This window comes from Mycobacterium sp. NPDC003323 (assembly GCF_053589535.1).
Genome location: NZ_JBSFSB010000019.1, coordinates 1 through 19,562, shown reverse-complemented (window position 1 = coordinate 19,562; position 19,562 = coordinate 1). Strand labels below are relative to the sequence as shown.

Annotated in this window: 18 protein-coding genes; 17 read left to right on the top strand and 1 reads right to left on the bottom strand. The window is 66.6% G+C overall.

Annotated elements, in window-relative coordinates; all coding sequences use genetic code 11:
• Positions 1–69: 69 nt before the first annotated feature.
• The 17 genes from ACWDUN_RS26180 (at position 70) to ACWDUN_RS26100 (ending at position 19,148) form a co-directional block, all read left to right on the top strand.
• The gene (locus ACWDUN_RS26180; protein WP_449933291.1) at positions 70–945 is read left to right on the top strand and encodes an alpha/beta fold hydrolase; all 876 of its coding nucleotides are present in this window, start codon (positions 70–72) and stop codon (positions 943–945) included.
• Positions 942–2,594: a bifunctional 3-(3-hydroxy-phenyl)propionate/3-hydroxycinnamic acid hydroxylase gene (locus ACWDUN_RS26175; protein ID WP_449933289.1), complete on the top strand. Its 1,653-nt coding sequence runs from the start codon at positions 942–944 to the stop codon at positions 2,592–2,594. The genes ACWDUN_RS26180 and ACWDUN_RS26175 overlap by 4 nt, the downstream gene beginning before the upstream one ends.
• Positions 2,548–3,486, top strand: coding sequence for a 3-carboxyethylcatechol 2,3-dioxygenase (locus ACWDUN_RS26170; RefSeq protein WP_449933287.1), 939 nt, complete (start codon positions 2,548–2,550; stop codon positions 3,484–3,486). The genes ACWDUN_RS26175 and ACWDUN_RS26170 overlap by 47 nt, the downstream gene beginning before the upstream one ends.
• Complete coding sequence (locus ACWDUN_RS26165; RefSeq protein ID WP_449933285.1) at positions 3,483–5,198, top strand: FAD-binding protein; 1,716 nt, start codon at positions 3,483–3,485, stop codon at positions 5,196–5,198. Before ACWDUN_RS26170 ends, ACWDUN_RS26165 begins: the two co-directional genes overlap by 4 nt.
• Complete coding sequence (locus ACWDUN_RS26160; RefSeq protein WP_449933284.1) at positions 5,195–6,505, top strand: LLM class flavin-dependent oxidoreductase; 1,311 nt, start codon at positions 5,195–5,197, stop codon at positions 6,503–6,505. Before ACWDUN_RS26165 ends, ACWDUN_RS26160 begins: the two co-directional genes overlap by 4 nt.
• A 2-nt stretch (positions 6,506–6,507) precedes the next feature.
• Entirely contained in the window at positions 6,508–7,320 is an 813-nt protein-coding gene (locus ACWDUN_RS26155; protein WP_449933282.1) for a coniferyl-alcohol dehydrogenase, read from the top strand.
• Between the two features lie 9 nt (positions 7,321–7,329).
• The gene (locus tag ACWDUN_RS26150) at positions 7,330–8,316 is read left to right on the top strand and encodes a cyclase family protein (RefSeq protein ID WP_449933405.1); all 987 of its coding nucleotides are present in this window, start codon (positions 7,330–7,332) and stop codon (positions 8,314–8,316) included.
• Entirely contained in the window at positions 8,313–9,137 is an 825-nt protein-coding gene (locus ACWDUN_RS26145) for an alpha/beta fold hydrolase (protein ID WP_449933280.1), read from the top strand. The genes ACWDUN_RS26150 and ACWDUN_RS26145 overlap by 4 nt, the downstream gene beginning before the upstream one ends.
• The gene (locus ACWDUN_RS26140) at positions 9,134–9,940 is read left to right on the top strand and encodes an SDR family NAD(P)-dependent oxidoreductase (RefSeq protein WP_449933278.1); all 807 of its coding nucleotides are present in this window, start codon (positions 9,134–9,136) and stop codon (positions 9,938–9,940) included. Before ACWDUN_RS26145 ends, ACWDUN_RS26140 begins: the two co-directional genes overlap by 4 nt.
• Before the next feature lie 120 nt (positions 9,941–10,060).
• A complete protein-coding gene (locus ACWDUN_RS26135) occupies positions 10,061–10,711 on the top strand; it encodes a TetR family transcriptional regulator (protein WP_449933277.1) in 651 nt (216 codons plus the stop codon).
• Positions 10,708–10,902: a ferredoxin gene (locus ACWDUN_RS26130; protein ID WP_449933275.1), complete on the top strand. Its 195-nt coding sequence runs from the start codon at positions 10,708–10,710 to the stop codon at positions 10,900–10,902. Before ACWDUN_RS26135 ends, ACWDUN_RS26130 begins: the two co-directional genes overlap by 4 nt.
• A 1-nt stretch (position 10,903) precedes the next feature.
• Positions 10,904–12,121, top strand: a complete 1,218-nt coding sequence (locus ACWDUN_RS26125) for a cytochrome P450 (protein ID WP_449933273.1) — start codon at positions 10,904–10,906, stop codon at positions 12,119–12,121.
• A gap of 48 nt (positions 12,122–12,169) precedes the next feature.
• A complete protein-coding gene (locus ACWDUN_RS26120; RefSeq protein ID WP_449933271.1) occupies positions 12,170–13,339 on the top strand; it encodes an amidohydrolase family protein in 1,170 nt (389 codons plus the stop codon).
• Positions 13,336–14,604 (top strand): M24 family metallopeptidase, encoded by a 1,269-nt coding sequence (locus ACWDUN_RS26115; protein ID WP_449933269.1) that lies wholly within the window; start codon positions 13,336–13,338, stop codon positions 14,602–14,604. Before ACWDUN_RS26120 ends, ACWDUN_RS26115 begins: the two co-directional genes overlap by 4 nt.
• Positions 14,594–15,724, top strand: a complete 1,131-nt coding sequence (locus ACWDUN_RS26110) for a M24 family metallopeptidase (RefSeq protein WP_449933267.1) — start codon at positions 14,594–14,596, stop codon at positions 15,722–15,724. Before ACWDUN_RS26115 ends, ACWDUN_RS26110 begins: the two co-directional genes overlap by 11 nt.
• A gap of 43 nt (positions 15,725–15,767) precedes the next feature.
• A complete protein-coding gene (locus ACWDUN_RS26105) occupies positions 15,768–16,727 on the top strand; it encodes an enoyl-CoA hydratase/isomerase family protein (protein WP_449933265.1) in 960 nt (319 codons plus the stop codon).
• A 3-nt stretch (positions 16,728–16,730) separates the two neighbouring features.
• On the top strand, positions 16,731–19,148 hold the full coding sequence (locus ACWDUN_RS26100) for a CoA transferase (protein ID WP_449933263.1): 2,418 nt from the start codon (positions 16,731–16,733) through the stop codon (positions 19,146–19,148).
• 128 nt (positions 19,149–19,276) lie between these two features.
• On the opposite strand, the gene ACWDUN_RS26095 is transcribed toward ACWDUN_RS26100, so the two are convergent.
• Positions 19,277–19,459, bottom strand: coding sequence for a hypothetical protein (locus tag ACWDUN_RS26095; RefSeq protein WP_449933261.1), 183 nt, complete (start codon positions 19,457–19,459; stop codon positions 19,277–19,279).
• Positions 19,460–19,562 lie beyond the last annotated feature (103 nt).

The following is a 19,562-nucleotide window of genomic DNA, read 5'->3' as shown; positions in this document are numbered from 1 at the left end:
GTGCGATTTTAGCACAGACAGTTGGCGAAAAGCGAGAATGGCATTTCCGTCGAGACGGTGAGGAGCGGCATGGCACAGGGCCCGGTGCACGAGAGCATCTGGAGCGACCTGCAGGGCGTCTCGTTCGAGCAGGGATATCTGGACGCCGGTGGTGTGCGCACCCGGTATCTACACGCCGGGGACAACGCCAAGCCGGCACTGGTGCTGCTGCACGGTTCCGGCGGCCACGCCGAGGCCTACGTGCGCAATCTTGAAGCACACGCCGAGCACTTCTCCACCTGGTCCATCGACATGCTGGGACACGGCTACACCGACAAGCCCGGGCATCCGCTGGAGGTGCGCCATTACGTGGAGCACCTGCTCGCGGTGTTCGATGCGATCGGTGCCGACCGGGTGTACCTGTCGGGGGAGTCACTCGGCGGTTGGGTCGCCGCACGGGCGGCCGCAGATCACGGTGACCGGATCGAACGACTGGTTCTCAACACCGCCGGTGGCTCCCAGGCCGACCCGGAGGTGATGAAGCGCATCATCACCCTGTCGATGGCCGCAGCCGAGAACCCCGACTGGGGCACCGTGCAGGCAAGGATCAAATGGCTGATGGCCGACAAGAGCAAGGGCTACGACGATATCGTCGCCAGCCGCCAGAAGGTGTACCGGCAGCCGGGTTTCGTCGCGGCGATGAGCGATATCATGGCGCTGCAGGATCCCGAGATCCGGGCGCGTAACCTGCTGGGGCCCAGAGAATACGGTGCCATCACCGCCCCCACTCTGGTGCTGTGGACCAGTGATGACCCGACCGCCGACGTCAGTGAGGGCCGGCGGATCTCGGAGATGATCCCGGGCGCGCGTTTCGAGGTGATGCCCGGTTGCGGTCACTGGCCGCAGTACGAGGACCCCAAGACCTTCGACCAGTTGCACATCGACTTCCTGCTGGGGCGGGCATGAGCGACATCGACGTCCTGATCGTCGGCGCCGGCCCGGTCGGCCTGACGCTGGCCAATATCCTGGGCCAGCATGGGGTTTCGACGCTGGTGGTCGAGGATCGCGACACCCTGATCGATTACCCGCGCGGTGTCGGTCTCGATGACGAGTCGCTGCGCACGTTCCAGTCGATCGGGTTGGTGCAGGAGATCCTGCCGCACACCGTGCCGAACCAGATCCTGCGGTTCTACGACGGCAAGCGCGGGCTGCTGGCCGAAATGGCCCCGCCGGATGCCCGATTCGGGTGGCCCAAACGTAACGGGTTCGTCCAGCCGCTGGTGGACGCCGAGCTGTTGCGCGGCCTGGACCGGTTCGAGCACGTGCAGGTGCGGTGGGGCACCCGGATGGAGAACTGTGCGCCCGATGACGACGGCGTGACGGTCGACCTGCTGAGCGCCGGCGCACCGGAGAGCATCCGCGCCCGGTATGTGGTGGGGTGCGACGGCGGCCGCAGTGCCACCCGGCACCTGATGGGAGTGTCCTTCGAGGGCACCACCTCGGCGACCCGCTGGCTGGTGATCGATCTGGCCAACGACCCACTGGGACACCCCAACAGCGAAGTCGGCGCCGACCCGAACCGGCCGTATGCCTCCATCTCCATCGCGCACGGAATTCGCCGCTTCGAGTTCATGATCCACGCCGACGAGACCGATGAGCAGGTCGACCAGCCGGCCTTCATCGAACGCATGCTCGCACCCTTCGTGCCGCATCCGGACCGGGTCGACATCATCCGCCACCGCGTCTACACCCACCACTCCCGCATCGCGGGATCCTTCCGCACGGGCCGGATGCTGCTCGGCGGCGATGCGGCCCACCTGATGCCGGTCTGGCAGGGGCAGGGATACAACAGCGGTATCCGTGACGCCGCCAATCTGGGTTGGAAGCTGGCCGCGGTGGTCAACGGCAGGGCCGAGGACGCCCTGCTCGACAGTTATGACGCCGAACGCCGCAAGCACGCCCGCGCGATGATCGACCTGTCCACGCTCGTCGGCAGGGTCATCTCGCCGACGAACCGCAGGGTCGCCACCGTGCGCGACAAGGTGATCCGCGCCGCGTCCGTGGTACCCACACTCAAGCGCTACGTGTTGGAGATGCGGTTCAAACCCATGCCGCGCTATGACACCGGCGCGGTGGTGCACACCGAGTCCGCCTCGGCGATCCCACCGGCGGGTACGCTGTTCATCCAGCCGCACGTGGACACCCGGACGACACACAACGTCCTGCTCGACGAGATCCTCGGCACCGGTTTCGCGGTGCTGGCCTGGAACAACAACCCGCGCGCGCTGCTCGGTGACGAGACATACGCCCGGTGGAAGGCGTTGGGGACCAACCTGATCGAGGCACGGCCCAACACCCAGCTGCACTGGAACGGGCACGACGACGCGGCGGTGACCGTCGTCGGTGACCGTACCGGCGCGCTCAAGAAGTTCTTCGACGCACACGCCGAATCGGTGCTGTTCCTGCGCCCGGACCGGTGCATCGCGGCCGCGTCCATCGCGCAGCTGGCCGATCAGACCAGCACCGAACTGTTCGGCGTCCTGCACCTCACCGGGGGAGGTGAAGCCGATGTCCCACGTCGCCCTGTGCTGCATGTCGCACAGCCCCCTGCTTAACCTGCCCGGCCCTTCGCCGGATCTGCTCGACGACATCAACGAGCAACTGGCCCAGGTGAAGGACTTCGTGCGGGACTTCGACCCCGAACTCGTCGTGGTGTTCTCGCCCGACCACTACAACGGGTTCTTCTACCGGCTGATGCCGCCGTTCTGCATCGGCACCGCGGCAACCGGCGTCGGCGACTACGGCACCCGCTCGGGTGCGCTGCCCGTCGACGCCGACACCGCCACCGCCATGGCGGCCGCCGCATGGGAGGCCGACGTCGACATCGCCCTGTCTGCGGCAATGGACGTCGACCATGGCACCGTCCAGCCGTTGGACACCCTGTTCGGGGATGCGCTACCGCCCATCGTGCCGGTGTTCATCAACTCGGTGGCCACCCCGCTGGGACCGCTCAAACGCGTCCGTGCGCTGGGCACCGCCATCGGCGAGTACCTGGGTGGGGTGCACAAGCGGGTGCTGCTACTGGGTTCCGGTGGGCTGTCGCACGACCCGCCGGTGCCCACGCTGGCCACGGCGCCGCCGGCGGCGTTGGAGCGCATCGTGGGTGGCGCGCCGATGAGCACCGAGGCACGGGCGGCGCGGCAGGACGCCGTGATCGCCGCCGCGCATGCCTTTGCACACGGGGACAGCCCACTGCAACCGCTGAACCCGGACTGGGACCACGCGTTCCTGGATCTGCTCGACGGCAACCGGTTGGCCGAGGTGGACGGTTGGCGCAACGAGTGGATCGCCACGGAGGCAGGCAATTCGGCGCATGAGGTGCGCACGTGGGTGGCCGCGTTCGCCGCTCTGGCCGCACTGGGTGACTACACGACCGAGCAGCGCTATTACCGCGCGGCTCCTGAACTGATCGCGGGCTTCGCGATCCGGACGGCGGTACTGACGTGACTACCTTCGACCACACCGTCGACGTCCTGGTCATCGGCTCCGGCGGGGGCGGCATGACCGCCGCGCTCAAGGCCAAGGCCGACGGCCTGGACACCCTCGTCGTCGAGAAGTCCGCCAAGTTCGGTGGTTCGACCGCGCTGTCCGGTGGCGGCATCTGGGTGCCCGGCGCACCCTCTCAGCGCCGGGCCGGATACAGCCCCGACCCCGACGGCGTGTTCGAGTACCTCAAGACCATCACCGGCGGGCTGGTCAGCGACGCGCGCCTGCGGACCTACGTGGACGTGGCGCCGCAGATGATGGAATTCCTGGAGCGCTGCAGCGACTGGTTCGAGTTCGTCTGGAAGCCCGGCTATGCGGATTACTATCCCGAACTGCCGGGCGGCTCCGAACGCGGCAGCACCATCAACGTCCCCGAGATCGACCTGCGCAAACTGGGTGCGGAGGAGCAGAATCTGCTCGCCCCGTTGGCGCTGGCGCCCAAGGGAATCTGGTTCGCGCCCAAGGACCTTCGGCTGTTCTATCAGGTCCGCCAGAATTGGCGCGGCAAGGCCGTGCTGGTCAAGCTGATCTGGCGGATGTTCCGGGCCCGGGTGTTCGGGGACCGGATGGCCGCCATCGGGCAGTCGTTGATGGCCCGGATGCGCCTGGCACTCGAACAGCACGACATCCCGCTGTGGCTCTCGGCGCCGATGACCGAACTGATCACCGATGTGGACGGGCGGGTCATCGGAGCCGTCGTCGAGCGTGACGGCAAGCCGGTGCGGATCGCCGCCCGCGGCGGTGTGGTGATGGCCACCGGCGGATTCGACCATGACATGCAGTGGCGGCGACAGTATCTGCCACTGCTGCAGAAGGACTGGAGCTTCGGCAATCCAGCGTCCATGGGCGACGGTATCCGTGCGGGTGAAAAGGTCGGTGCGGCCACCGATCTGCTCGACGAAGCCTGGTGGTTCCCGGCGATGTGCTGGCCCGACGGTCGCCTGCAGTTCATGCTCAACGAGCGGATGATGCCCGCCCAGTTCGTCGTGAACGGTGCCGGCAAGCGCTTCATCAACGAGGCGGCACCGTACATGGATTTCGCGCACGCCATGATCGACGGACAGCGCAGCGGTATCGATCACGTCCCGTGCTGGCTGGTCACCGATATCAAATCGTTCCACCGCTACGTCGTCGGCGGGCACCTGCCGATCCCGAAGGTGCCCTTCGCGCCGGTGCCGACGGGCCGCAAGATCCCACCGGCCTGGCTGGATTCCGGCATCGTCGTCGCCGCGGACAGTTACGAGGAGCTCGCGACCAAGATCGGGGTGCCGCCGCAGGCGCTGCGCAGCACCGCCGACCGGTTCAATCAGCTGGCCGCCGCCGGGCATGACGACGATTTCAACCGCGGCGACAGTGCCTATGACAACTACTACGGGAATCCGAGGCTACCCAATCCGAATCTGGCCGCGCTGGGCAAGCCGCCGTATCTGGCGTTCCAGATCATCCTGGGCGATCTGGGCACCTCCGGTGGGCTGGTCACCGACGAGCATGCCCGGGTGCTGCGCGAGGACGGCAGCGTCATCGCCGGGCTGTACGCCACCGGCAACGTCTCGGCGGCGGTCATGGGCCGCACTTACGCCGGTGCCGGCGCCACCATCGGGCCCGCCATGACGTTCGGCTACGTCGCGGCACAACACATATCGGAAAGTTCCAATAGAGAGGTAACCGCATGAAGATCTCGCTGTTCTACGAGTTCGCGCTGCCGCGTCCGTGGTCCGACGACGATGAGCACCAGATGTTCCTCGACGGCCTCGACGAGGTGGAGGCCGCCGACAAGGCCGGCTTCTCCACCGTCTGGCTCACCGAGCATCACTTCCTGGAGGAGTACTGCCACGCCACCGCGCCGGAGATGTTCCTCGCCGCGGCCAGCCAGCGCACCAAGGACATTCGGCTGGGCTTCGGCGTCATGCACCTGCCGCCGCCGATCAATCATCCCGCGCGCATCGCCGAGCGGGTGTCGACGCTGGACCTGATCTCGGGAGGCCGTGTCGAGTTCGGCACCGGTGAGGGCTCTTCGGTGGCCGAACTCGGTGGGTTCAACATCGATCCCGCCGACAAGCGCACCATGTGGGAGGAGGCGCTGGAGGTCTCCATCCGCTGTATGACCGAGGCGCCGTTCACCGGCTTCAAGGGTGAGCACGTCGAGATGGCGGCGCGCAACGTCATCCCCAAGCCGCTGCAGGATCCGCACCCGCCGGTGTGGGTGGCCTGCACCCGACCGTCCTCGGTGCAGATGGCGGCCCAGAAGGCCATCGGCGCACTGAGTTTCGCCTACACCGGCCCCGAAGCGCTCAAGGACCGGGTGGACGGCTACTACAAGGAGTTCGAGGAGGCCGGCACGCCGGTCACCCCGGCCATCAACCCGAACATCCTGGCCATCGGCGGCGACCTGTCGATGATGGTGGCCCGCACCGACGACGAGGCGATCAAACGCCTCGGGATCGGCGGCGGGTTCTTCTCGTTCGGCATCATGCACTACTACCTGACCGGGATGCACACCCCCGGCCGCACCGGTGTCTGGGAACTCTACGAGCAGGCCGTCAAGGACGATCCGACGCTGGCCTACGGTCCGGGCCGTGGCGCCATCGGCGGGCCGGAGACGGTGCGTGAGTTCCTGCGCGGCTATGAGGCCAGTGGCGTCGACGAGATCATCCTGCTGCTCAATCCGCGCAGCCACGAGGGCACCATGGAGTCCATCGAGATCATGGGCAAGGAGATCCTGCCCGAGTTCATCGAGCGCGACGAGAAGGCCAGGACCGCAAAGGCCAAGCGGCTGGAGCCGGTGATCGAGAAGGTCGAGGGCCGCCGCCAGAACTGGGATGCCCCGATGTTCGACGAGACCTACTCGTTCGGCGGTCTGCCGACCGGCCGCGGTGGCAAGTTCACCGCCGGTGAGATCCCCGAGGCCATGGCCGAGATCAACGAGGGCCGGGTGAAGGCCGCGCAGCTGGAGAAGGAACAGCGCGGGGCCGCAAGCTGACCATGGGTGGCGAGCGCTGGCGCTACGACGGGCGCCGGGTCGTGGTGACAGGTTGCGCATCGGGAATCGGTGCGCATCTCGCCGCGCAACTGACCGATCTCGGTGCGCGAGTGACCGGCCTGGATCTGCGCCGGCCGGAGTCGCTCCCCGACGAGTTCGTCGAGGTCGACTTCGCCGACGAGGCGTCCATCGATGCCGCGGTGTCGGCCATCACCGGTCCGGTCGACGCGCTGTTCAACGTGGCCGGGGTGTCCTCGGGCATCGGCAAGCCGCTGCTGGTGGTGACCATCAACTTCCTCGGCATGCGGCATTTCACCGAGTCGCTGCTGCCCGCGCTGGTCGACGGGGCGGCGATCGCCAACGTCTCGTCGCTGGCGGCGGCCAACTATCGCGAGAACGCTTCGGTGACGGCGGGTCTGCTGGCCACCACATCGATGGCCGACGGAATGCGGTGGTGTGAAGACCATCCCGAGGCGTTGGCCGATGGCGGTTACCGGCTGTCCAAGGAGGCCGTGATCCTTTATGGCATGCAGCGGGCTCTGGACCTCGGGGAGCGGGGCATCCGGATCAACTGCACCGGCCCCGGCGTCACCGAGACCCCGATCCTCGATCAGCTGCGCTCGGCGTACGGACAGGATTATCTGGACTCGTTTCCCACCCTGCTCGGGCACGTGTGCGGGCCCGACGAACAGGCTTCGGTACTGGCCTTCCTGAACAGTGCAGCGGCAAGCTACATTTCGGGACAGGTGATCTGGGTGGACGGCGGTACCGTCGCCAACCGGATCGCACAAGCGACTCTGGAGGGAACCGCCTAGATGTCCACCATGAAGGATTTCCGCCGGGTCGCCGACGATGTGCGCAACTGGGGCCGCTGGGGCGACGATGACGAACTGGGCACCCTCAACCTGATCACCGCCGACAAGGTGGCCGAGGCCGCCTCGCTGGTCAAACGCGGCACGGTGATCTCACTGGGCGGTGACTTCGGATCCAACGGGCCCCAAGGGGCGTTCAAGTTCCGCATCAATCCCATCCACGTGATGACCGTCGACGGTGGCGATGCCGAGACGCTGGTCAGGTATGCGCCCGAATGGGCACGCAAATCCGTTGCCCAGGAATTGAGCTCGTTCTTCGTCGACAACCCGTTCCGGTTCAACGACGACATGATCACCATGTCGCTGCAGTCGGCGACCCAGTGGGACGCGTTGTCACACGTCTACTACGAGGACAAGCTGTACAACGGTTTCCCGGCCGATTCGGTGACCAGCTTCGGTGCCTACCGGTGCGGTATCGAGAAGGTGGACGGTAAGGGCATCGTGTCGCGCGGGGTGCTGCTCGACGCGGTGGCGCACCGCGGTGAAGAGGTGTTCTGCCAACCGGGCCGGCCCATCACCCCGGCCGAACTCGACGGTATCGCCGCCGCACAGGGCGTCGAGATCCGCCGTGGTGACATCGTCGTCGTGCACACCGGATGGTGGACGCGGTTCCTGTCCACCGGTGACGGACACGAGGCCGGATCCGGTCTGCACTGGACGTGTGCCTCCTGGCTGCACGATCACGAGGTCGCCGCCGTCGCCTCGGACAACCTGATGGTCGAGGATCCCGATCCGGCCAACGGGGTCGAGGGCACCTTCCTGCCGATGCACATGATCTGTTTGCGCGATATGGGACTGATGCTCGGCGAGTACTGGGATCTGACCGGGCTGGCCGCCGACTGCCGCGCCGACGGAGTGTATGAGTTCCAGTTGATCGCACCGCCGCTGAAGGTCGTCGGCGCCGTTGGTGCACCGGTCAGTCCGATCGCCATCAAATGAGCTTCGCGCGCAGGACGATCACCGTCGACGGCCTAACCACCGGCTATCTGGAGGCCGGCGCCGGTGATCCGGTGGTACTGCTGCACGGTGGCGAGTTCGGTGTCAGCGCCGAACTGGCCTGGGAACGGCTGATCGACGGCCTCGCCGAAGATCATCGGGTGCTGGCACCGGACATGCTCGGCTTCGGCGGTAGCGCCAAGGTGGTCGATTTCAACGACGGTCGCGGTATGCGGATCCGCCATATCGCTGCGTTCTGTGCCGCCGTCGGCGTCTCGGACGCTCACTTCGTCGGCAACTCGATGGGTGCGATCAACCTGCTGGTCGACGCCACCTCCGAGCGGCCCCTGCTGCCGGTGCGCAGTCTGGTCGCCATCTGCGGGGGCGGCGAGATCGAGAAGAACGAACACACCGCGGCGCTGTATGACTATGACGCCACCCCGGAAGCCATGCGCCGCATCGTCACCGCACTGTTCTTCGATCCGTCGTACCCGGCCGACGAGGACTATGTCCGCCGGCGCTATGAATCCAGTATCGTCCCGGGGGCATGGGAATCGTTGGCGGCAGCCAGATTCCGTCGTCCCGGTGTGGAGACGCCGGCGCTACCGTCGGCGCAACGGGCCTACGACCGTATCGGCGTGGCCGCGCTGATCGTCGAGGGCGCCGGTGACAAGCTGCTACCGTCCGGCTGGGCGGCCGCGATCGCCGCTCAGATCCCTGACGGCCGGTCGGCAGTCATCGCCGATGCCGGGCACTGCCCGCAGATCGAACAACCCGAGGCCCTGAAACAGGTGCTGCTGGACTTCTTGAAAGAGGTGCCATGACCGGCAACGAACTCGACGGCCGCGTCGCCGTCATCACCGGTGGTGCCGGCGGACTGGGTGAAGGCCTGGTGCGCCGCTTCGTGGCCGAGGGTGCGCGCGTGGTGTTCGGAGATGTCGACGCCGAACGCGGCAAAGCCCTGGCCGCCGAACTCGGCTCCGCCGCGCGGTTTCTCAGCGCCGATGTGACCGAAATCGACCAGATCGCGGCGCTGATCGGCAGCGCCGTCGACGAATTCGGTGGGCTGCACGTCATGGTCAACAACGCCGGGGTGTCGGGCACCATGCATCGCCGGTTCCTCGATGACGATCTCGCCGATTTCGACGCCGTGATGCGCGTGAACGTGCGCGCGGTGATGGCCGGCACTCGCGACGCCGCACGGCATATGGCCGAACACGGTGGGGGATCGGTGATCAACCTGACCTCGATCGGCGGTATTCAGGCGGGTGGCGGCGTGATGACGTATCGGGCCTCCAAGGCCGCGGTCATCCAGTTCACCAAGTCCGCGGCCATCGAGCTGGCGCACCACGAGGTCCGGGTCAACGCCATCGCGCCCGGCAACATCCGCACCGCGATCGTGGCGAAGTCGGCCTCGGCGCAGGACCGCGAGCGGCTCGAGGAGTTCGAGGCCAAGATCCGCGCCCAGATGCGCCACGACCGGCCCTTGAAGCGGGAGGGCACGGTCGACGATGTCGCCGAGGCGGCGCTGTACTTCGCCACCGACAAGTCGCGGTATGTGACCGGCACGGTGCTGCCGATCGACGGTGGCACGGTGGCGGGGAAGGTGCTGGTCCGCAAGTCCTGACCGGCCGCCGAGACGAACCTTTTGGCGGCTTGCACTCGTACTTTCCCGCCCGTTTGTTCGTTTCGGCGTTGTTTAAATCAAGTGCTTGACTTAATTACAAGAGGGGCGTTGACTGTAACGGTGACCGCAGCCAGACCTCTGCGGACCGAGCGGGCGAGCATCACCCGCGAGGCCATCCTGACCGCCGCCGAACGGCTCTACGCCGAGCACGGTGTGTTCGCGGTTTCCAACCGGCAGGTCAGCGAGGCTGCCGGACAAGGGAACAACGCCGCCGTCGGTTATCACTTCGGCACCAAGGCCGACCTGGTCCGTGCCATCGAGCAGCGCCACCGCGAACCGATCGAACACATCCGCCAGCGGCTGGTGGCGCAGACCGGTGCGCACACCGACCTGCGCGGCTGGGTGACCTGCCTGGTGCGTCCGCTCACCGACCATCTGGCCGAGTTGGGCGATCCGACCTGGTACGCCCGCTTCGCGGCGCAGGCCATGACCGATCCCGCCTACCGGGGCATCGTCGTCAAGGACGCGCTCAGCTCGCCGTCTCTGGTCCAGGTCATCGACGGTATCAACCGGTGCCTGCCGCAGCTGCCCGCCGACGTCACCTACGAGCGCAACATCATGGCGCGAAACCTGTTGATGCACAGCTGCGCCGACCGGGAACGCGCTGCGACCGGTCAGGTGCGGCCGTGGCACGCGGTCGGCGCCGGTCTGATCGACGCCATCGTCGGGCTGTGGCTGGCGCCGGTGACCTCGGACGGTGAGATCGCATGAGAATCACCGTCGATCAGGACAGATGCGTGTCGTCGGGACAGTGCGTGCTCAACGCCATGGAGCTCTTCGACCAGCGCGACGAGGACGGTGTCGTCGTTCTGCTGGAGCCAAGCCCGGCACCCGACCAAGCCGATAACGCGCGCGCCGCCGCGGCCGCCTGCCCAGCCCTTGCGATCGAAATTGAGGAATGAGATGTCGGAAACCCTGACCGAAGTGGACATCCCGGACTACCCCATGGAGCGCGACCTGCGTTGCCCCTTCTCGCCACCACCGCAGATGTTGGGGGGCGCCAAAGGCCTGTCGCGGGTGAAGATCTGGAACGGCACGACACCGTGGCTGATCACCGGCCACGAGGAGGCCAAGGCGCTGTTCGCCGATGCCCGCGTCAGCGTCGACGACCGGCGCGAGGGCTTCCCGCACTGGAACGAGCACATGTTGTCCACCGTCGACAAGCGTCCCCGCTCGGTGTTCACCTCCGATGCCGAGGAGCACACGCGCTTCCGTCGCATGTTGTCCAAGCCGTTCACCTTCCGGCGCGTCGAAGGACTGCGTCCGGCCATCCAGAAGATCACCGATGACTGCATCGACGAGATCCTGGCCGGTCCGCGACCCGCCGATATGGTCGACAAGCTCGCGCTGCCGGTGCCGACCGTGGTCATCAGCGAGATGCTCGGCGTCCCTTACGAAGACCACGAGTTCTTCCAGGAGCACGCCAACGCCGGGCTGGCGCGGTTCGCCGCCGCAGACGCCATGCAGAAGGGCGCGATGAGTCTGCACCAGTATCTGATCAATCTCGTCGAGGAGAAGCAGGCCAATCCCGCCGAGGACGCCGTGTCCGATCTGGCCGAGCGCGTCACCGCCGGTGAGATCGACGTGAAGGAGGCCGCGCAGCTGGGCACCGGACTGCTGATCGCCGGCCACGAGACCACCGCCAACATGATCGGTATCGGCATCCTGGCCCTGCTGGAGAATCCGGAACAGGCCGACTTCCTGCGCAGCGCCGAAGATCCCAAGGTGATCGCGAATGCGGTCGAGGAGCTGATGCGCTACCTGTCGATCATCCAGAACGGTCAGCGGCGCGTGGCCATCGAGGACATCGAGATCAGCGGCGAGACGATCCGCGCCGGCGAGGGCATCATCATCGACCTCGCCCCGGCCAACTGGGACGGCAAGGCCTACCCGGAGCCCGACAAGCTCGACCTCAGCCGGGATGCCGGCCAACAGCTCGGTTTCGGCTACGGCCGCCACCAGTGCGTCGGTCAGCAGCTGGCACGCGCCGAACTGCAGATCGTGTTCCACACCCTGCTGCGCCGGATACCCACAATGCGGTTGGCGATCCCGTTCGACGAGGTGCCCTTCAAACACGACCGCCTCGCGTACGGCGTCTACGAACTCCCGGTGACCTGGTAGGTCGCGCGAACACTCCAGCCCACAGCTCAGCCCGATCGGAGACGTGAAATGTCCACAGCCACAGCTCTCTACCCGCCCGAGGGATTCGGGGCCCCCAAGGACCGCCGCGGCCACGCGTCAGAAGGCGGCCTGGCCGGTCTGCCCGCCGGCACCGAGATCTTCTCCGCCGACAACCACATCTCGGTGGCCGACGACATCTTCTACGAACGGTTCCCCGAGGAACTCAAGGGTGCCGCACCGCGCATCTGGTACGAGGACGGCGCCTACATGGTCGGCATGAAGGGCAAGGCCTGGACCGGTGGTGACTTCGGCCGGGTGCTCATGCAGTACGACGACCTGGCCGGCGCGGCCTCCAACAACATCGAGGCACGCATCCGCGAACTGAAGGAAGACGGTATCGACAAGGAACTGGCCTTCCCGAACGCCGTGCTCGCGTTGTTCCATTACCCGGACAAGGCGCTGCGCGAGCGCGTGTTCCGGATCTACAACGAGCACATCGCCGACCTGCAGGAGCGCTCCAACGGTCGCTTCTACGGCGTCGGACTGATCAACTGGTGGGACCCCAAGGGCACCCGCAGCACGCTGGCCGAGCTGAAGGCGCTGGGACTCAAGACCTTCCTGTTGCCGCTGAACCCGGGCAAGGACGACGACGGCAACATCTACGACTACGGCGGTGCCGCACTCGACGCGGTGTGGGACGAGATCGAGGACGCGGGTCTGCCGGTCAGCCACCACATCGGCGAGACGCCGCCCAAGACCCCGTGCGAGAACAACAGCGTCGTCGTCGGGATGATGGTCAACGTCGATTCGTTCCGCGAACAGTTCGCCAAGTACCTGTTCTCCGGCATCCTGGACCGCCACCCCAAGCTCAAGATCGGCTGGTTCGAGGGCGGGATCGCCTGGGTGCCGACCGCGCTTCAGGACGGCGAGCACATGCTGGCGTCGTACCGGCACATGTTCAATCACGAACTGCAGCACGATATCCGGTACTACTGGGACCAGCACATGAGCGCATCGTTCATGGTGGATCCGCTGGGCCTGCGGCTGATCGATGATATCGGCGTGGACAACGTGATGTGGTCCAGCGACTACCCGCACAACGAGTCCACCTTCGGTTACTCGGAGAAATCGCTGGCCACCGTCGTGGACGCGGTGGGGCCCGAGAACGCCGTCAAGATCGTGTCGACCAACATCCAGAAGTTCCTGGGATTGTCATGACGACGTCGACCCGTTCCGGCGTCACCCAGATCGCGCGGACCGGCTACAGCTGGCTGGACATCCCCGACGAGCCCGATTTGACCCGGTTGCGGCGCGAGGTCGGGGCGCGATTACAGGCCGCGATGGCCGCCCACGGTGTCGATGCACTCGTGCTGTTGGGCAACAGCAACGTCATGTACGCGACCGGTATCAGCTGGCCGCTGGCAGATGCCGGCCTGTCCCATATCGAGCGCCCGGTCGCGGTGGTGCTGACCGGTGATGAGCACCCGCATCTGTTCCTGCCCTTCCGTGAGGGTTCCGCGAGTGAAACCGGACTGCCCGACGACCACCTCAACGGGCCGGTCTACCTCGAATTCGACGAGGGCGTCGCGGAATTCGCGAGGATTCTGGCCGGTCTGCTGCCGGCGGCCGCAACCATCGGCGTCGACGAACTGACCGGCTCGATGCGCCGCGCCGGTGGCGCTTTGTTTCCCAGCGAACCGGTGGATGCCGCCCCGGTGATCGGCGCGGCGAAATTGGTCAAGACCATCGATCAGATCTCCTGTATCCGGCGGGCCTGTCAGATCACCGAACAGGCGGTGGGCGAGATCCAGAAATCCCTGGCGCCCGGGGTGCGTCAGATCGATCTGTCCGCCGAATTCGTGCGCCGCACCTTCGAACTCGGCGCCACCACCAACATGTTCGACTCCATCTGGCAGGTCATGCCGGCCTCCAAGGCCGAGGGCACCTGGACCACCACCGGTGACCTGGCGCTGCCGCTGCTGACGACCGAGCGTGAGGTCGCGCAGGGGGATGTGTTGTGGACCGACGTGTCGATCGCCTATCGCGGATACTGTTCCGATCACGGACGCACCTGGATCGTCGGTCAGGACCCGACCGCGGCACAGCAGGCGCAGTTCGACAAATGGCGGACGATCGTCGATGCCGTGCTGTCGGTGACCAAGGCCGGCGCCAGCTGCGGTGATCTCGGACGGGCGGCAACCGCCGCCGCCGGCGGTGAGAAACCCTGGCTTCCGCACTTCTACCTGGGCCACGGCATCGGCACCAGCGCCGCCGAGATGCCGATGATCGGCACCGATCTCGGCCAGGATTGGGATGACAACTTCGTCTTCCCGGCCGGGATGTTGCTGGTGTTCGAGCCGGTGGTCTGGCAGGACGGCACCGGCGGCTACCGCGGTGAGGAGATCGTGGTGGTCACCGAGGACGGTTGGATGCCGCTGACCGAATACCCCTATGACCCTTATGAGGTGTCCGATGGGAACTGAGATCGAGGCCGACGGCCGGGCGCTGCGGATCAGCCGACGGGAACGCGCCATCGCCCAGATGCAGGCCCATGACCTGGACATCCTGGTGCTGGGGCGGCAGGCCAACGTGCGCTACATCTCGGGTGCGCCACAGCTGTGGGTGGTGGGGACGCGGCCGTTCGGGCCGATCTGCTCCTACGTCCGGGCCACCGGTGAGATCCATCTGAACAGCACCTGGGATGAGGGCATCCCCGAGGAGATCCCGCACGAGAATCTCTACGGGTTCGCCTGGAATCCGATGACCCTGGTCGGCATCATGCAGAAGATGAAGGGCGCCGAGGCCGCGCGGCGGGTCGGAACCGATGCGCTGACACCGATGTTCGCCAAGCTGTTGCCGATGGTGTTTCCCAATGCCGAGCTCGTCGACGCCGAGCCGGCGATGCGCGCCGCGCGGCGGGTCAAGACCGGCGAGGAGATCACGGCCCTGCGCCGGGCGTTGAGCGTCGCCGAGAAGGGTTTGGCCAAGGGTACTGCCGAGCTGAGCCCGGGTACGACGGAGCAGCATCTCGCCGGGGTGATCCTGGAAGCCGAGGCCGCCGGCGGGGTGAGCACCCCGGCCACGCAGGACGCGGCCTGGGTGACCGCGAAGGATCATCCGTGGCGCCGCGTTAACGGTGACGGCCGGGTCCGCGAGGGTGATCTGGTGGCCCTGTCGGCCGGGGTGCTAGCCGACGGCTATGTCGGTGAGGTCGCGCGCACCTTCCACGTCGGCGAACCGACCAATGCTGCTCGAGCCCTGTTCCGGCGCCGGGATGAGCTGTGGGACAGGTTGATCGACGCCTGCCGCCCGGGGAATCCGGCCAGCGCGTTGCTCGACGCCTACGACCGGGCGGGGGAGCCGCTGCCTGCGATGCCGGTGGCGCACGGCCTCGGGCTGGGCTTCGACCCGCCCGTGGTGACCCCCAGCCTGCGCGCCACCGCCGAGGACGAGGTGCTCGAGGAGGGCGTCGTGCTCGCCGTGACCAGCTACGTCTGGGAGTCCGGGGTGGGTGCCGTCTTCACCCGCGACGCCGTCGTGATCGGCGCCGACGGACCGCAGATTCTGACCACGGCCCATTCGGCCAGTGTCGCCACTGCCTGATGCTCTACCCACGACTTCGTCACTGCTGCAAAGGAGCCCGTTGATGGCGGACCGTCCGACCCCGGAAGAGATCATCCTCTACGAAAAGGACCGCAAGACCAAGATCGCGACCGTCACCTTCAACCGGCCGGAGTTCCTCAACGCGCCGACGTCGATGGCCCGGCTGCGTTACGCGGACATCCTGCGGGCGGCCAATGCGGACAACGACGTCAAGGTGGTCGTGATCCGCGGTGTGGGGGACAACCTCGGTAGTGGTGCGGATCTGCCGGAGTTCATGGAGGGCAACGACAATCCGGCGGCCCGGCTGGCCGAGCTGCGATTGGAGGATGACGGGGTCGGCGAGGTCACCTACCCGCCGAAGGGAACCTTCCGCAACGGTGCCACCATCAGCTCGTGGTATGCCAACTCGCAGGCCGGTAACCGCGCCCTGCAGGACTTCAAGAAGATCAGCATCGTCGAGGCCAAGGGTTACTGCTACGGCTGGCACTTCTATCAGTGTGCCGACGCCGATCTGGTGATCTCCAGCGATGACGCGTTGTTCGGGCACCCGTCCTTCCGCTACCACGGCTGGGGGCCGCGGATGTGGACGTGGGTTCAGATGATGGGGCTGCGAAAGTTTCAGGAGATGGTCTTCACCGGGCGGCCGTTCACCGCTGCGGAGATGTACGACTGCAACTTCCTCAACAAGGTCGTCGCGCGGGATCAACTCGAGGCCGAGACGCAGAGGTACGCGCTGGCATGCGCGCGCAACCGGCCGGTGGACACCGTCTTTCAGCAGAAGATGTTCTTCGAGATCTTCAAGCAGCAGCAGGGTGAGTACATGGGCAGCCTGCTGAGCGCCTTCTTCGAATCGATGGGCAACGGGGTGGCCAACGACAGCGATGACGACCTCGACATGTTCGAGTCGATCGACTCCGGGCTGTCGGCCGCCGTCAACGACAATGACAGCAAGTTCCCACCAGACTTCAGGTTGTCGAAGAAGAACCGGGCGAAGCCCGAGTAGGTCATGACCGCACCGCTCACCGGATACCTCGTCCTCGACCTGTCCAGCGGCGTCGCCGGCGCTTACTGCACCAAGCTGCTGGCCGACGGCGGCGCCGACGTCATCAAGATCGAATCACCCGAGGGCGACCCGCTGCGCCGGTGGTCGGCCTCGGGTGCCGAGATCGCGCCGGGGCAGGACGGCGCGCTGTTCCAGTTTCTGGCCGGCGGCAAACGCAGCGCGGTGATCGACCCGGCCGGTGACACCTTGCTGCTGGATCGGCTGCTGGCCGCCGCCGACGCCGTCATCTGGTCACCGGAATCGCAGGTGGCCGCGACCATCGCACCGGCGCTGCTGCGTCGAGCTCATCCGCACCTGATCATCACGGCGATCACCCCATTCGGGTTGGACGGCCCGTGGCACGACCGCGCCGCCACCGAGTTCACCCTGCAGGCGTGGTCCGGTGGTGCGATCGGTATCGGCCGCGGATGCCAGGACCGGGCACCGGTGCATGTCGGCGGCCGGATCGGTGACTGGGTGACCGGCGCCTATGCGGCGGCGATGACGCAGGCGTTCCGGGTGCGCGCGCTGCGGGACGGGCACGGCGAGCTGATCGACCTGTCCGCGCTGGAGGCCCAGATCCTCTGTCTCACCTACTATCCGGTGACGTATTTCGAGATGCTCGACCGTCCATGGCGGACCGAACGGCGGCCCACCGTTCCCGGTGTCGCCGAAGCGGCCGATGGCTTGGTGGCATTGGGCTGCGGCACCGCCCAGCAGTGGCACGACCTGTGCGCGATGTCCGGTCACGACGAATGGATCGACGAGGACACCGAACTGACCATCACCGAACAGGCGAACCTGCATGCCGAGGAGCTCTATGCCTGGCTGCGGGACCAGAACGTGGACGACATCCGGGATTTGGCGTCGGCATTCCGGATTCCGAACTCGCCCGTCGGCAACGGTGCGAATGTCACCGAGATGGACCATTTCGTGCATCGCGGCGTCTTCGTCGAGAACCCCGCCGGACATTTCCTGCAACCGGCGCATCCGTATCGCATCAGCGGCGTGCGGTTGCGGCCGCCGAGCGCCGCCCCCGGGTTGGGGGCACACACTGCCGAGATCGCCGCGCAGGTGTTGGCACCGCGCGCGGCGCCGGAGGCCGCCGACCGGGACCGGTTGCCGTTCAGCGGACTTCGGGTCCTGGACATGACGACCTTCTGGGCCGGCCCCTCCTGCACGCACCTGCTGGGAATGCTCGGCGCCGAGGTGATCCATCTGGAGTCCACCGCCCGCCCCGACGGAACCCGCCTCATCGCCGGTATCCCGGCGACCGAGGAACTGTGGTGGGAGCGTTCACCGATCTTCTCGGCGCTCAACACCAACAAGAAGGGCCTGACGCTCGACTTCCAGACCGAGCAGGGCCGGGATCTGCTGCGCCGCCTGATCGCCACCTGCGATGTGGTGGTGGAGAACTTCACTCCGCGTGTCATCGACCAGATCGGACTGGACTTCGAGACCGTGCGGTCGCTGCGCGAGGGTGTGATCATGCTGCGGATGCCCGGGTTCGGCCTGGACGGGCCGTGGCGGGACAACCCTGCCTTCGCCTACATCATCGAGGACGCCACCGGGCTGAGCTGGCTCACCGGGTTTCCGGATCGGACACCTTTCGAGCCGTACTCGGTGGGGGATCCGAACGCCGGCATCCACGCGGTGAACGCGCTGCTGCTGGCGCTCGAACATCGCCGCCTGACCGGCGAGGCGGTACTCGTCGAGTCCGCGATGGCCGATGCCGCGCTCAACGTCGCCGCCGAGCAGGTGATCGAGCATTCGGCCTATGGCGCGCTGCTGCAGCGCGCGGGCAATCGTGGACCGGGCGCCGCGCCGCAGAACATCTATCGCTGCGCCGATATCGACGAGTTCGATCGCCCCGACAGCTGGGTCGCCATCGCGGTGGCCACCGATGAACAGTGGGCGGCGTTGCGCGCTGCGCTGGGTGATCCCGACTGGGCAGCGAGCGCGGTGCTGGACGGCCATGCGGGCCGGGTGGCGCAGCACGACGTCATCGACGAACACCTCGCTGCCTGGTGTGCTACCCGCAGCGGCGGCGAGATCGTCGACACCTTATGGCCGGTTGGGGTTCCGGTGGCCAAGGTGATGCAGCCGCACCGGCAGACCGAGCTGAGCCAGCTCCGACACCGCCGGTTCTTCGAATTCGTCGGTCATCCGGTGAATCCGGCCGCGCCGCACAGCACCCTGCCGGTCGTGTTGTCCGACGGTCCTTCGGAGCTGCATCGGTCGGCGGCGCCGATGCTGGGGGAGCACAACCACGAGCTGCTCACCCAGCTGGGACTGTCACCTGACGAGATCGCCACGCTGGAAGAGGTCGGCGTGATCGGCACCGAGCCCGGTGTGGGCGGACGGAAAAAAGCCGTCCGCTAGTGTCCTGAATCGTCGAGTGCCGACGCTTGTCGGTTAGTCGACGCAGGCCCGTCCCGAACGGCGATTCAGGACACCAGCGGATCCGCGGTTCACTGTGTAGTTGTCAAGGTACGTAACAGAATTGGTGGTTATGCGGCGGTCGGTAGGTCGGTCATGGTGCGTCGGGCGTGCGAGCGCAGGTGCGCTGGTTCGGGTCCGGTCGGGTCGTGTGGTGGGATGAACCAGGGGTGCCGATCGGGGCCGAGGTAGACCTGCCAGCCACCGTGGTGGATCTGGGTGTGGTGGTAGCGGCACAGCAGAGGGTGTCGCATGAATCCGTGCATGAGGTGGCCGTCGTAGTGTCGTATCGCATGAAAGATGCTGTTGGATGCGATGATTGGAGGTGTCGGTGAATCTGCGTGTCGGCGATGTTGA

Bases quoted from the DNA above. Each gene is read 5' to 3' on its own strand.
- ACWDUN_RS26180 (WP_449933291.1), top strand. From the start codon at position 70: ATGGCACAGGGCCCGGTGCACGAGAGCATCTGGAGCGACCTGCAGGGC.
- ACWDUN_RS26150 (WP_449933405.1), top strand. From the start codon at position 7,330: ATGAAGGATTTCCGCCGGGTCGCCGACGATGTGCGCAACTGGGGCCGC.
- ACWDUN_RS26095 (WP_449933261.1), bottom strand. From the start codon at position 19,459: ATGCGACACCCTCTGCTGTGCCGCTACCACCACACCCAGATCCACCAC.
- ACWDUN_RS26105 (WP_449933265.1), top strand. From the start codon at position 15,768: ATGGCGGACCGTCCGACCCCGGAAGAGATCATCCTCTACGAAAAGGAC.
- ACWDUN_RS26175 (WP_449933289.1), top strand. From the start codon at position 942: ATGAGCGACATCGACGTCCTGATCGTCGGCGCCGGCCCGGTCGGCCTG.
- ACWDUN_RS26145 (WP_449933280.1), top strand. From the start codon at position 8,313: ATGAGCTTCGCGCGCAGGACGATCACCGTCGACGGCCTAACCACCGGC.
- ACWDUN_RS26110 (WP_449933267.1), top strand. From the start codon at position 14,594: ATGGGAACTGAGATCGAGGCCGACGGCCGGGCGCTGCGGATCAGCCGA.
- ACWDUN_RS26120 (WP_449933271.1), top strand. From the start codon at position 12,170: ATGTCCACAGCCACAGCTCTCTACCCGCCCGAGGGATTCGGGGCCCCC.
- ACWDUN_RS26170 (WP_449933287.1), top strand. From the start codon at position 2,548: ATGTCCCACGTCGCCCTGTGCTGCATGTCGCACAGCCCCCTGCTTAAC.
- ACWDUN_RS26125 (WP_449933273.1), top strand. From the start codon at position 10,904: ATGTCGGAAACCCTGACCGAAGTGGACATCCCGGACTACCCCATGGAG.
- ACWDUN_RS26160 (WP_449933284.1), top strand. From the start codon at position 5,195: ATGAAGATCTCGCTGTTCTACGAGTTCGCGCTGCCGCGTCCGTGGTCC.
- ACWDUN_RS26155 (WP_449933282.1), top strand. From the start codon at position 6,508: ATGGGTGGCGAGCGCTGGCGCTACGACGGGCGCCGGGTCGTGGTGACA.
- ACWDUN_RS26115 (WP_449933269.1), top strand. From the start codon at position 13,336: ATGACGACGTCGACCCGTTCCGGCGTCACCCAGATCGCGCGGACCGGC.
- ACWDUN_RS26100 (WP_449933263.1), top strand. From the start codon at position 16,731: ATGACCGCACCGCTCACCGGATACCTCGTCCTCGACCTGTCCAGCGGC.
- ACWDUN_RS26140 (WP_449933278.1), top strand. From the start codon at position 9,134: ATGACCGGCAACGAACTCGACGGCCGCGTCGCCGTCATCACCGGTGGT.
- ACWDUN_RS26130 (WP_449933275.1), top strand. From the start codon at position 10,708: ATGAGAATCACCGTCGATCAGGACAGATGCGTGTCGTCGGGACAGTGC.